Source organism: Streptomyces sp. V4I2, assembly GCF_030817655.1.
GTDB classification, from domain to species: Bacteria; Actinomycetota; Actinomycetes; order Streptomycetales; family Streptomycetaceae; genus Streptomyces; species Streptomyces plumbiresistens.
Genome location: NZ_JAUSZM010000003.1, coordinates 7,659,106 through 7,672,585 on the forward strand (window position 1 = coordinate 7,659,106; position 13,480 = coordinate 7,672,585).

The 13,480-nt window shown below is 73.3% G+C and carries 6 protein-coding genes and 2 pseudogenes; 7 read left to right on the top strand and 1 reads right to left on the bottom strand.

Going from position 1 to position 13,480, the window contains the following annotated elements:
- Nucleotides 1-146 precede the first annotated feature (146 nt).
- The 7 genes and pseudogenes from infB (at nt 147) to QFZ76_RS36185 (ending at nt 10,719) form a co-directional block, all read left to right on the top strand.
- On the top strand, nt 147-3,314 hold the full coding sequence (gene infB / locus QFZ76_RS36155) for a translation initiation factor IF-2 (RefSeq protein WP_307677615.1): 3,168 nt from the start codon (nt 147-149) through the stop codon (nt 3,312-3,314).
- A 223-nt stretch (nt 3,315-3,537) separates the two neighbouring features.
- Nucleotides 3,538-3,831 (top strand): DUF503 domain-containing protein, encoded by a 294-nt coding sequence (locus QFZ76_RS36160; protein ID WP_266433106.1) that lies wholly within the window; start codon nt 3,538-3,540, stop codon nt 3,829-3,831.
- Between the two features lie 39 nt (nt 3,832-3,870).
- Nucleotides 3,871-4,317 carry a 30S ribosome-binding factor RbfA gene (gene rbfA, locus QFZ76_RS36165; RefSeq protein ID WP_266433104.1) on the top strand — a complete coding sequence of 149 codons (447 nt, stop codon included), beginning with the start codon at nt 3,871-3,873 and terminating at the stop codon, nt 4,315-4,317.
- The gene (gene truB, locus QFZ76_RS36170) at nt 4,314-5,219 is read left to right on the top strand and encodes a tRNA pseudouridine(55) synthase TruB (protein WP_266433102.1); all 906 of its coding nucleotides are present in this window, start codon (nt 4,314-4,316) and stop codon (nt 5,217-5,219) included. The genes rbfA and truB overlap by 4 nt, the downstream gene beginning before the upstream one ends.
- A gap of 497 nt (nt 5,220-5,716) precedes the next feature.
- A pseudogene (locus tag QFZ76_RS36175) lies at nt 5,717-6,401 on the top strand (trypsin-like peptidase domain-containing protein); the annotation flags it as partial.
- 369 nt (nt 6,402-6,770) lie between these two features.
- On the top strand, nt 6,771-9,629 hold the full coding sequence (locus QFZ76_RS36180; protein ID WP_307677616.1) for a serine protease: 2,859 nt from the start codon (nt 6,771-6,773) through the stop codon (nt 9,627-9,629).
- Between the two features lie 133 nt (nt 9,630-9,762).
- The gene (locus QFZ76_RS36185; protein ID WP_307677617.1) at nt 9,763-10,719 is read left to right on the top strand and encodes a bifunctional riboflavin kinase/FAD synthetase; all 957 of its coding nucleotides are present in this window, start codon (nt 9,763-9,765) and stop codon (nt 10,717-10,719) included.
- A gap of 87 nt (nt 10,720-10,806) precedes the next feature.
- On the opposite strand, the pseudogene QFZ76_RS51910 reads toward QFZ76_RS36185, so the two are convergent.
- Nucleotides 10,807-13,363: pseudogene (locus tag QFZ76_RS51910) on the bottom strand (AAA family ATPase).
- Between the last annotated feature and the right edge of the window lie 117 nt (nt 13,364-13,480).

Below are 13,480 nucleotides of genomic sequence, written 5' to 3' on the forward strand. Positions count from 1 at the left end.
AAGCGTCGTACGGAACCCCCGTGCGGCCCTGGTACCCCGCGAGTTGGAAGTAGGTCGAGATTGCGATGAGCACTCGATGAGCACGCGATGAGTACGCCCATGAAGTAGCGACGGTCCGGACACAACCCGGACCTAAAAGGAGCGAAGTGGCTAAGGTCCGGGTATACGAACTCGCCAAGGAGTTCGGGGTTGAGAGCAAGGTCGTCATGGCCAAGCTCCAAGAACTCGGTGAATTTGTTCGTTCGGCTTCCTCGACGATCGAGGCGCCCGTCGTACGCAAGCTGACAGACGCCCTCCAGCAGGGCAACGGAGGCGGCAAGCCCGCTTCCGCACGCAAGGCTGCTCCGGCCAGGCCGGCAGCCCCCTCTCCCGCGCAGGGCGCCCGTCCGGCAGCCCCGCGCCCGCCGGCTCCCAAGCCGGCCGCCGCCGAGAAGCCCGCGGCTCCCGCCGCGCCGGCCGCTCCCGGCCTCCGTCCCACCCCGGGCCCGAAGCCCGCGCCGCGGCCCGCCCCGGCGTCTCCGGCTCCGACCACGCCCGAGTTCACGGCACCGCCGTCGGCTCCCGCCGCGCCGGCTGCCTCTTCGGGTACCAGCGCACCCTCCGGCACTGGCGCCGGCACCGGCTCCGGCCCCCGTCCGGGCGCCCCGCGTCCGGCCGGCCAGGCCCCGCGTCCGGGCTCCCGTCCGGCCGGTCCCGGCCAGGGCGGCCAGGGTCGCGGTGACCGTCCCGACCGTGGTGACCGTCCCGCGGCTCCGCGTCAGGGCGGCCAGTCGGCCCGTCCCGGTGCTCGTCCGGCCGGTCCCCGTCCGGGCAACAACCCGTTCACCTCTGGTGGCTCCACCGGCATGGCGCGCCCCCAGGCGCCCCGTCCGGGCGGTGCCCCGCGGCCCGGCGGTCCTGGTGGCCCCGGTGCTCCCGGCGGCGCTCCGCGTCCGCAGGGTCAGGGCGGTCCTCGTCCGCAGGGCGCTTCGGGCGGTCCCCGTCCGCAGTCTCCGGGCGGCGCGCGTCCCAGCCCGGGCGGTATGCCCCGTCCGCAGGGCGGCGGTCCGCGTCCCGGTGGCGGTCCCGGTGGTAATCGTCCGAACCCCGGCATGATGCCGCAGCGTCCGGCTGCCGGCCCGCGTCCCGGCGGTGGCCCCGGCGGCCGCGGTCCCGGTGGCGGTGGCGGCGGTCGTCCCGGTGGTGCCGGCGGCGGTCGTCCGGGTGGCGGCGGCTTTGCCGGCCGTCCGGCCGGTCCCGGTGGCGGTGGCGGCGGTTTCGCCGGTCGTCCCGGTGGTCCCGGTGGCGGTGGCGGCGGTTTCGCCGGCCGTCCGGGTGGTCCCGGCGGTGGCGGCGGCGGTCGTCCCGGCTTCGGCGGTCGTCCCGGTGGTCCGGGCGGTCGTGGTGGCACGCAGGGCGCCTTCGGTCGTCCCGGCGGTCCCGCGCGTCGTGGTCGCAAGTCGAAGCGGCAGAGGCGCCAGGAGTACGAGGCCATGCAGGCCCCGTCGGTCGGCGGCGTGATGCTGCCTCGCGGCAACGGACAGTCCGTCCGCCTGTCGCGCGGTGCCTCCCTCACCGACTTCGCCGAGAAGATCGGCGCCAACCCGGCGTCGCTCGTCGGCGTGATGATGAACCTCGGCGAGATGGTCACTGCCACGCAGTCCGTCTCCGACGAGACGCTGAAGCTCCTCGCGGACGAGATGAACTTCGTCCTCGAGATCGTCAGCCCCGAGGAGGAGGACCGCGAGCTGCTCGAGTCCTTCGACATCGAGTTCGGCGAGGACGAGGGTGGCGAGGAGTTCCTCGTCGCGCGTCCGCCGGTCGTGACCGTCATGGGTCACGTCGACCACGGCAAGACCCGCCTCCTCGACACCATCCGCAAGACGAACGTCGTCGCGGGCGAGGCCGGCGGTATCACGCAGCACATCGGTGCGTACCAGGTCACGACCCAGGTCAACGAAGAAGAGCGCAAGATCACCTTCATTGACACCCCTGGTCACGAGGCGTTCACCGCCATGCGTGCCCGTGGTGCCAAGTCGACCGACATCGCGATCCTCGTGGTGGCGGCCAACGACGGTGTGATGCCCCAGACGATCGAGGCGCTGAACCACGCCAAGGCGGCCGACGTGCCGATCGTGGTCGCGGTCAACAAGATCGACGTCGAGGGCGCCGACCCGACCAAGGTGCGCGGTCAGCTGACCGAATACGGCCTCGTGGCCGAGGAGTACGGCGGCGACACCATGTTCGTCGACATCTCCGCCAAGCAGGGCCTCAACATCGAGGCTCTCCTGGAGGCCGTGGTCCTCACCGCGGACGCCTCGCTCGACCTGCGGGCCAACCCGGAGCAGGACGCGCAGGGTATTGCGATCGAGTCCCGTCTGGACCGTGGCCGCGGTGCCGTCGCGACCGTCCTGGTCCAGCGAGGCACCCTGCGGGTCGGCGACACCATGGTGGTCGGCGACGCGTACGGCCGTGTCCGCGCGATGCTCGACGACACGGGCGAGAACCTGGAAGAGGCGGGTCCGTCGACTCCGGTCCTCGTCCTCGGTCTCACCAACGTCCCGGGCGCCGGCGACAACTTCCTCGTCGTCGACGAGGACCGTACGGCCCGCCAGATCGCCGAGAAACGCGCGGCGCGTGAGCGCAACGCCAACTTCGCCCGGCGCGGAGTCCGGTTCTCCCTGGAGAACCTGGACGAGGCCCTCAAGGCCGGTCTGGTGCAGGAACTCAACCTCATCATCAAGGGCGACGCGTCCGGTTCGGTGGAGGCTCTCGAGTCCTCGCTGCTCCAGCTCGACGTCGGCGAAGAGGTCGACATCCGCGTCCTGCACCGTGGTGTCGGTGCGGTCACGGAGTCGGACATCGACCTGGCGATGGGCTCGGACGCCATCGTGATCGGCTTCAACGTGCGCGCCGCAGGGCGTGCCGCGCAGATGGCCGAGCGCGAAGGCGTGGACGTCCGTTACTACTCGGTCATCTACCAGGCGATCGAGGAGATCGAGGCGGCCCTGAAGGGCATGCTGAAGCCGGAGTACGAAGAGGTCGAGCTCGGTACGGCGGAGATCCGCGAGGTCTTCAAGTCGTCCAAGCTGGGCAACATCGCCGGTGTCCTGGTCCGGTCGGGCGAGGTCAAGCGCAACACCAAGGCGCGCCTCATCCGCGACGGCAAGGTGGTCGCGGAGAGCCTCACCATCTCCGGTCTGCGTCGCTTCAAGGACGACGTCACCGAGATCCGCGAAGGCTTCGAGGGTGGTATCAACCTCGGAAACTTCAACGACATCAAGGTCGACGACGTCATCGCGACGTACGAGATGCGCGAGAAGCCGCGGGCGTAACAGCCGACGGTTCCTTCGCCGGCCGGCGGGACTTGTGTCCCGTCGGCCGGCTTCGGCCGTATCCAGCCGCTCCGGCGTGCGAGGAGCGGGGTGGTGCAGGGGGCGACGGGGGCGAAAGAATCCCGTCGAGCGGCCCGCCCGTTCGTTGTACCGTTCCTGATGTCCCTGCCCACTGGATGGCGGGGCCATCGATCCCGTGCCGGCGGGTGAACCGGCTACACACATGTATGTGGGGACGCTGTCCTTCGACCTCCTCCTCGGCGACGTACGGTCGCTGAAGGAGAAGCGCTCCGTCGTCCGCCCGATCGTCGCCGAGCTGCAGCGGAAGTACGCGGTGAGCGCGGCCGAGGTGGACCATATGGACCTTCACCGCAGGGCCGTCATCGGCCTCGCGCTGGTGTCCGGCGACGCGGGGCACGTGACCGACGTACTGGACCGGTGCGAGCGCCTGGTCGCCGGGCGCCCCGAGGTGGAACTGCTGTCGGTGAGACGGCGCTTCCACGGCGACGACGACTAGATTTTCTGAACGTGGAACAGGAAGAACGGGAGACGACCAGTGGCCGACAACGCGCGGGCCAAGAGGCTGGCGGACCTCATCCGAGAGGTGGTGGCCCAGAAGCTGCAGCGTGGGATCAAGGACCCGCGGCTCGGCTCGAAGGTCACCATCACGGACACCAGGGTCACGGGTGACCTGCGGGAGGCGACCGTCTTCTACACGGTGTACGGGGACGACGAGGAGCGGGCGGAAGCGGCCGCCGGACTGGAGAGCGCCAAGGGCGTGCTCCGTTCCGCGGTCGGCCAGGCCGCGGGCGTGAAGTTCACGCCGACGCTGACCTTCGTGGCCGACGCCCTGCCGGACACCGCCAAGACCATCGAGGACCTGCTCGACAAGGCACGGGCCTCGGACGCGAAGGTGCGCGAGGTCTCGGCCGGCGCGGCCTTCGCGGGTGAGCCGGACCCGTACAAGAAGCCGGGCGAGGACGAGGACGACGCCGCCGAATGACCCAGCAGAACCGGACGCCCGACGGCCTTGTCATCGTCGACAAGCCGTCGGGCTTCACTTCGCACGATGTCGTCGCCAAGATGCGCGGCATCGCCCGGACCCGCCGTGTCGGCCACGCCGGCACCCTCGATCCGATGGCGACGGGTGTTCTCGTCCTCGGCGTGGAGAAGGCGACCAAGCTCCTCGGGCACCTCGCGCTCACCGAGAAGGAGTACCTGGGGACCATCCGCCTCGGGCAGACGACCCTGACCGACGACGCCGAGGGCGAGATCACGGGGTCGGTCGACGCCTCGAAGGTCACCCGCGACGCCGTCGACGCCGGGATCGCCAAGCTGAGCGGCGACATCATGCAGGTGCCGTCCAAGGTAAGCGCCATCAAGATCAAGGGCGTGCGGTCCTACAAGCGGGCGCGGGAGGGCGAGGAGTTCGAGATCCCCGCCCGGCCCGTCACCGTCTCGTCCTTCGCGGTGTACGACGTCCGTGACGCCGTCGCCGAGGACGGCACCCCGGTCCTGGACCTGGTGGTGTCGGTGGTCTGCTCGTCCGGCACGTACATCCGGGCGCTGGCCCGCGACCTGGGCGCCGACCTGGGCGTCGGCGGCCACCTCACGGCGCTGCGCCGGACGCGCGTCGGACCGTACAAGCTGGACTCGGCCCGCACCCTCGACCAGCTCCAGCAGGAGCTGACGGTGATGCCGATCGCCGAGGCGGCCTCGGCCGCGTTCCCGCGCTGGGACGTGGACGAGAAGCGGGCCCGGCTGCTCACCAACGGGGTACGGCTCGACATGCCCGGCGCCTACACCGGCGCCGGTGCCGTGGCCGTCTACGACCCCGAGGGCCGCTTCCTCGCGCTCGTCGAGGAGCACAAGGGCAAGGCGAAGAGCCTCGCCATTTTCGGCTGACGCCGACAGTCCGCGCAGTCGCGCAGTCAGTTCAGTCGCGCAGTCAGTTCAGTCGTGCAGTCGGTTCAGTGCGCTCAGTCCGCAGAGCGCGGGATCCGCCCGTGGAGCGGCGATCACGGGGTCGTCACTGCCGCCGCTCCACGGTCCCCCCTCGGTTCCCCCACCCCTAGGGTGTATCCAGGCGCCCTCATCCATTCACCCGACCGGGCAGGCGCTCGGAGTGAAGTGGGGGAGCGGAAGGGGGCGCGTTCGTCGCGGGATCTGTCCGGCTGATCATCTCGCGCCTACCGTCGAATCAGGCACGTGCGTGCGTACGGCAGACAGGCACGTGTGTACGGCGGGGAGGTTCGACCATGGCGGGACGGGGCCCGCGGACCGGGGACGCCCGCGGCACAGCACGCTCGTGGCACGCGGGCGGCGGCCGACAGGGCCGGGGAGCCGGGGAGCCGGAGGACGGCCCCGCCCGGGACGACTCATTCATTTCACTCACCTCACTCATCCGCATCCACGACCTCGCCGGCCGCCCCCGTGGCACCGGCTTCCTGGCCGACCACGACGGCACGGTCGTCACCAGCCACGAGACCGTCGACGGCCTGCTCCGGCTCGTTCTGTACGGCGCCGGGGACCGCAGTTGCGTCGTGACCGCCGACGCGGTGACCCCTCTTCCCGATCTGGACCTGGCCCTCGTCCGCACCGAGGGCAGCCTCGGCGTGGACCCGCTGCCCGTCACCGTGCGGGACCGGATCGCGACGGGTACGTACGTGAGGGTCCCCGCCGGCTGCTGGCGCGAGGCCCGGGTCCTGGGCGCGACTCCCGTGACGTACACCGCGACGGACCGCTTCCATCTCCTGGGCGACGCCCTCGAGTTGGCGATCGGCACGGCCGGCCGCGACGCCCTGCGACTGGGCGGCGGGGCCGCCGGGGGACCGGTCCTCGACGCCGCGACCGGCGCCGTGGTCGGCGTCCTCGGCACGGCGCTGCGGAGCGGCCACCGGGATGTGGGTTTCGCGGTACCACTCCGCCCGGTACCGAGCGGCCCCCTCGCGAACCTCCTTGCAGTGAACGCGGCGACGGTCCCTGCGTACGGCGCCGACCTCAACCTGGCCGGGGTGCTGGAGCTCACGGCGACCTCGGTGGGGCAGGACGGGCCGGTGGGGGTGTTGCGCGGGGGATGTGGGGCGCTCTGGTGACAGGGGGGCGGGCGAGGGCTGCTGTGGGGTGGGGGCTGCGGGGACGTCTTGGGCTGATGAGGGCTGGGGTGCGGCGGGTTCCGGCGAGGGCGGGGCCGGCGTGGGGGTGCGCGAGCCGGGTTCGGGCACTGGTGCGGTGGCGGGTCAGGTGGGTGCGGCGGTCGGCGGGGTCGGTGCTGGGGCGCGCGAGTCTGGTGTGGGCGGGGCCTGTGCGTGGGCGGGTGTGGGCGGGGCTGGTGGGGCCGGTGCGGTGTCGGGTCAGGCGGGTGCGGCGGCCGGTGGGGCTGGTGCTGGGGCGCGCGAGTCTGGTGTGGGTGGGGCTGGTGTCGGTGAGTGCGGTGTGGGTGTCGGTGGAGCGGGGGTGCTGGCGCCGGTTGAACGGGGTGCCCTGGTGGGGGAGTTCGCCGCGTTCGTCGCGGGGGGAGCCGCCGTCCTCGGGCTTGTCGGGGCGCCTGGCAGCGGCCGTACGACCGAGCTCGCGGCCCTTGCCGCGCGGCGTCATCGCGGCGCGGAACCGGCGCCCACGTTGTGGCTGCGCGGTGCCGATCTGAGGGACGACGACGGCTCGGTGGCGGACGCGGCGCGGCGGGCGCTGGCTCGGGCGGTGCGGATCGTCGCGGCGTCGGACCGGGCGGCGGGTGCCTGCGCCCAAGCGACCGAGGACCGCACCGGCAGCGCCGAGCGAGGCCGTGGCGAGGGAGAAGAGCGCGCCGGACGTGCCGAGCGAGGCCGTTGCGATGAGCGCTCGCGCACCCTCCCGCCCGACGACCTCGGCGACACCAGCCCCGAACGCCTTGCCCACCTGGCCCGCACCGCCGGCCGCCCCCTCCTGCTCCTCCTGGACGGCCCCGAGGAGATGCCGCCCGTCCTGGCCCACCGCCTCGCCGAGTGGACCGACGGGACGGCGGCGTGGCTGCGGGAGACGGGGGCGCGGCTGGTGGTGGCGTGTCGGGGGGAGTACTGGGAGGCGGCAGGGGCGGGGTTCCCGGAGGAGATGCTGCATCGACCGGCCTCGGCCGCCGATGCCGGTCCGCGTTTTCCAGAGGGCGAAACTCCCCCACTGCTCCCCCCGTGCGTCCACCTCGGCGACCTGCGCGAGGACGAGGCCCGCCAAGCCCGCGCGCGGTACCGCATTCCCGAGGCCGTCCTCCAGGACCCCGATGCCCGTCACCCCCTTACCCTCCGCCTCCTCTCGGAGATCCGTGCCGCCCACCCCGACGCCCCCGACACTCCGCTGGACCGCCACGACGTCTTCTCGGCCCACCTCGACCTGATGTGCCTGCGCATCGCGGTCCGCCTGGCCGCGGAGAACGGCCTCCGCGGCACCGCCGTACGCCGCCTCGCCGCCAAGGTCTCCGGCCAGGTCCACGAGGCCGCCCGCCGCAGCCTGGGCCCCGGGCAGGGCGAGCTGGACCGGAAGTCGTTCGAGGCGGTGTTCCCGTGGGGGCAGGCGCCCGCGCGGCTCGGCGGCGGCACCGGCTGGGCCTCCGCCGTACTCACCGAAGGCATCCTCGTCCCCGCCGCCGGCGGCTACCGCTTCGCCCACGAGGAGCTCGCCGACTGGATCCAGGGCATGCACCTCGACCTGGACGAGGCGCTGCGCGCCCTGGTCCACCGCCGCCGCACCCACCCGCACGGCGAGCACCCCCTCCCCGTGCCGCACCACCGCATCGGCCCCGTCGTCCAGGCCCTGCTGCTCCTGGCCCGCCAGCACGGCACCCGTGAACTCGCCGCCCGTCTGGAGGAGTTGGTGCACGCCCTGGAGGACGACCCGCACTCCTGGTGGGCCGCCCGCCTCCCCGCCGAGGTCCTCCTCCGCGTGCCCGACGCGACGCCGTACACCCCCCTCCTCCGCCATCTCACCGACCGGCTGGTGGCCTGGCGGCAGCAGGCACGCCCCGTGCCCACCGCGTTCGGACCGGAGTTCTGGACGTCCCTGCCGCTCCCGCCCGACACCCGCTTCGACCTGCTGCGCCGGCTCGTCCTCGCCGACGGCCCGCCGCACGAGACCGGCGGCCCGCGGTTCCTGGACGCCGCGGCCCGGCTGCTCACCGCCGACCCCACCGCCGTACAACCGCTCCTGGCCCGCTGGTTCGACGACGAGCGACCGCTGCCCGCCGCCCCGCACGCGACCGTGGCGAAGGCCGCGCAGGCGCTGCTGCACACCCACCGGCACCGGGCCCTGGACGACCTGACGGAGGTACTCGTCGACAGCGCCCACGTCAGGGCCGACGAGCTGCTCGCCGTACTGGCCGAGGACGAGCCGTCGGCCGTGTGCCGGGCCGTGGACCGGTGGGCGCACGACGAGCGGCCCGCGCGGCGGGTCGCCGCGGTGGCGTACGGACTGCGCGCCGCCCCGCACGTACGCACCGAGGCCGACCGCGAACTGCTGCGCTACGCCGCCCTCGCCCTGCTCGCCCGCCCCGCCGACTGCACCCTGCACGGCGGCGCGCTCGCCCTGCTCGTCCGGGATCCGCACACCCGGGACCGCCATCTCCCGCAGGCCCTCGGGCACTTCGCGGCCGGCGACCCGCAACTGCCGCCCGACGCCCTGGTACCCGCCCTGGCGACCCACCCGGACCAGGTCCTGGACGCCTTCCGGGCCCGCCTGCGCCGCCCGGACGCCGGGGCGGCGCTGCGCACGCTCGCCGACGTCATCACGCCCGCCCTGGCCCGCCGGGTCGCGGCCCTCGTACGGGAGGCGGTGGAGCGGCGCCCGGAGACGGCCGCGGACGTGGCGGCGTACGTGGACCGGCGGCTGGAGCACGGCCCCACCGCCCGGACAGTTCTGCTCCCCCTGGTCGGCGGCCTGCTGGACGGCGGCACCGAGCAGGTGCGGGCGGCCCTCGCGGCCGTACTCGCCGCCCCCGGGACACCCGCCTCCCGCCCCCTGCGCCAGGAGCTCCTCGAACTCCTCCTGAGCCGCGAACAGGACCCGTCCGTCCTGATGGCCGTACTGCACGCGGCGGCGTCGCTTGCCGAGGACGACTCCCTCGTCGCCCGCGGCCTGGTCCACCGCACCGGCCTCCTCCTCGTCCGCACCCCGGAAGGGGCGACCTGCTTCGACCGCGGCCTCGTCGACCTCGGGCGGCACGTGCCCGGCTTCGCCGCGCTGGTGGCGGGCTGGCTTGCCGAGACCCCTCAGGAATGGGCGGCCGTGGTGGGACCGAGTGCCCGCCGGATGATCGAGAACCTGGCGGGCGTACGGGTACCCGCCTGACGGGTCGCACGTGCGCCGGGTCACAGCCCCCATGCCGATGCAGGCCCCGGCACCCCGGCATGGCACCCTTAGACCTGCGTATGAGACAAGCACGGACACGGGTTCGACGAGTTTGCGACGAGGAGCAGTGACAGTGCAGCGCTGGCGTGGCTTGGAGGACATCCCCGAGGACTGGGGGCGCAGCGTCGTCACCATCGGTTCCTACGACGGGGTCCACCGCGGGCACCAGCTGATCATCCGGCATGCCGTGGAACGCGCCGGTGAGCTGGGCGTCCCGGCCGTCGTCGTCACCTTCGATCCGCACCCCAGCGAGGTCGTCCGCCCCGGCAGCCACCCGCCGCTGCTGTCCCCGCACCACCGCCGCGCCGAACTGATGGCCGAGCTGGGCGTGGACGCGGTGCTGATCCTCCCGTTCACCACGGAGTTCTCGAAGCTGTCCCCGGCCGACTTCGTCGTCAAGGTCCTCGTCGACAAGCTGCACGCCAGGGCGGTCGTCGAGGGCCCCAACTTCCGCTTCGGCCACAAGGCCGCGGGGAACGTGGAGTTCCTCGCCGAGCAGGGCAAGGTCTACGACTTCGAGGTCGAGGTCGTCGACCTGTACGTGTCCGGCACGGCGGGCGGCGGCGAGCCGTTCTCCTCGACCCTGACCCGGCGCCTGGTCGCCGGCGGGGACGTCGAAGGCGCCGCCGAGATCCTGGGCCGCCCGCACCGCGTGGAGGGCGTGGTCGTCCGCGGCGCCCAGCGCGGCCGCGAGATGGGCTTCCCGACGGCGAACGTCGAGACCCTGCCCCACACCGCCATCCCGGCCGACGGCGTCTACGCCGGCTGGCTGCACGTGAACGGCGAGGCGATGCCCGCCGCGATCTCCGTCGGCACGAACCCGCAGTTCGACGGCACCGAGCGCACGGTGGAGGCGTACGCCATCGACCGCGTGGGCCTCGACCTGTACGGCCTGCACGTCGCCGTCGACTTCCTGGCCTTCGTCCGCGGCCAGGCGAAGTTCGACACGCTCGACGCGCTGCTGGAGCAGATTGCTCGGGACGTGAAGCGGTGCCGGGAGCTGGTGGGGGCCGCGGAGGCCGCCGAGTAGGGCTTGCCAGGGCTTGTCCTGCTCTGTGACGCCGAAGGGCGGCCGGTGCCTCTCAGGCACCGGCCGCCCTTTCGTGTGCGCCTACTGCTACTGCTGTGGGGGCGCCTGCGGGGGCGGGGTCTGCCCGCCCGGTTGGCCTTGCTGTCCCGGCTGGGGATAGCCGTAGCCCTGCTGGGGATAGGGCTGCCCGTGCTGGGGGTACGGCTGACCGGGCGCGGCGGGCGGTTGTGCCGGTTGTCCCGGCTGACCCGGCTGACCCGGCTGACCCGGCTGGGCGTAGGGCTGGCCCTGCGGGTACGGCTGACCCGGTTGCTGGCCGGGGTGGGGCTGCTGCGGATACGGGCCCGGTTGCCCGGGCTGTCCCGGCTGTCCCGGTTGGGGGTACGGCTGGGCGGCGGCCTGGCCCGGCATCGGTGGGGCCGCCACCGGGGGCGGGTTGCCGTTGGCCGTCCACAGGCCGTGCAGCTGCTGGTGCCGTACGAAGTCCTCGGCGACCATCGCCGCGAGGTTGAAGTACGCCTCCCGCACCTTCGGCCGCATCATGTCGAGGTCGACCTCGGCACCGGCCGAGAGGTGTTCGTCGAAGGGGACGACGACGACTCCGCGGCAGCGCGTCTCGAAGTGGCTGACGATGTCCTCGACCTTGATCATCTTGCCGGTCTCGCGGACTCCGGAGATGACCGTGAGGGACCGCGAGACGAGGTCGGCGTATCCGTGCGCGGACAGCCAGTCCAGGGTGGTGCTGGCGCTGCTCGCACCGTCCACGGACGGCGTGGAGATGATGATGAGCTGGTCGGCGAGGTCGAGCACACCACGCATGGCGCTGTAGAGCAGACCAGTACCGGAGTCGGTGAGGATGATCGGGTACTGGTTGCCGAGCACGTCGATCGCGCGCCGGTAGTCCTCGTCGTTGAACGTGGTCGACACGGCCGGGTCGACGTCATTGGCGATGATCTCCAGGCCGGACGCGGCCTGGGAGGTGAACCGCCGGATGTCCATGTACGAGTTGAGGTACGGGATCGCCTGGACGAGGTCGCGGATGGTGGCCCCGGTCTCGCGGCGGACCCGGCGGCCGAGTGTGCCGGCGTCCGGGTTGGCGTCGATCGCGAGGATCTTGTCCTGCCGCTCGGTGGCGAGCGTGGAGCCGAGCGCGGTGGTTGTGGTCGTCTTGCCGACGCCGCCCTTGAGGCTGATGACCGCGATCCGGTAGCAGGACAGCACCGGTGTGCGGATCAGCTCCAACTTCCGCTGCCGCTCGGCCTCTTCCTTCTTTCCGCCGAGCTTGAACTTGGAGCCGGCCGCCGGGCGGCTGCTCTTCGCCTTCTGCTTCTTGCTGTTGAGCAGTCGGTCGGAGGACAGCTCCACGGCCGCGGTGTAACCGAGGGGCGCGGCACCGGGGTTGGCCTGCTGCCGCTGGTCGTGCTGAACGGCCTGGGGCCAGGCGGCACCGGTGCGCGGGTCTACGGCCGGGTGGGGTTGTTGGGGTTGCTGGGGCTGTGGGGGCTGCTGACCCGGCTGGCCCTGGTGACCGGGCTGGCCCTGCTGGGGGTGCTGGGGGTACGGCTGGGCCTGAGGGCCGCCTTGCGGAGGTCGGCCGTCGGGCTGGTGCGGGGCGCCCGGGTGGGGTTGCGCGGGGTTGGCCGGGTGGCCGGGGTGGCCCTGCTGGGGCGGGCGGCTGGGGGAAGCCGTAACCGCCGCCGGGCTGGGTGTTCGGGGCCGGGGTCTGTGCCTGCGCCTCTGCCGGGATGCCGGGGGTGCCGGGCTGCGGGAATCCGTACCCGCCCTGGGCGTTGGGCGCGGGGGGCTGCGGGAATCCGTAACCACCCTGCGCGTTGGGCGCCGGCGGCGTCGGTTGGGGGAAGCCGTATCCGCCCTGGGCGGCGGCAGGCGGCTGTTGGGGGGCCGGGGTGCCGGGGTGCGGGAAGCCGTAGCCGGGCTGCGGCGGGGCCTGCTGGGTTTCCGGGTTCGGCGGCGTCGGCCCGGCCTGCGGGTTCCAGGCGGTCGGCGCGGGCTGCGGCGCCTGCGGCTGGAAGGGCGGCTGCTGTGCGTGTGTGGGCTGTGCGGGGTGGGCAGGCGCGGCGGGGTCCGGCTGCGGCTGTGCGGGCCACTGCGGCGCGGCCGTAGGGGCAGCGGGCTGGTACGACGGCGGCAGCGGCGGCACGCCGCTCTGCGGGGCCGGCGGGGGAGTCCAGGCGGAGGGGGCGCCCTGGGGGGCGGCGTCGGGATGCGGTGCGTCGGCACCGGCGTTCGGCGAGGAGGTGTCCTCTGCAGCCTCTGCCTCTGCCTCTGTCTGGGTCTCCGTCTCGCCGTTCGTGGGGGTGGTGGCGTCGTCGGACACGGGGGCGGGAGCCTCGGTGACCTCTGCGGAGTCGTCGGCGTCGCCGGCGTGGTCGTCCGTGTCGGCACCGGCCGAATCGGCGGCCGTACGGTCGGAATCGCCCTCACCGTCGTCGTTGCTGTCGCCGGACTGCGCCGAGGCGCCGGTCGAAGCCTGCTCGGCGGAACCGTCGCCCGCGGGCTCGCCCTCGTTCTCCTCGGCCGGCTGCTGCGGGGTTCCCGATCCGGACCCGCCCGCTGCCTGCGCTTCGGCTGCGGCGGCCAGCTCCGCGATCTCCTGCTTCAGGGAGGCGGCGGAGAACCGCATGGTGGCGCCGCTCTCCAGGTCGCCGTTACCGGCCTCCTCCTCGCCGAAAGCCGGGAAGGGGGAGGGAGAGGGAGAGGGAGCGGGGTCCGCCGGGGCGGGAGCGACAGGCGGCGCCGG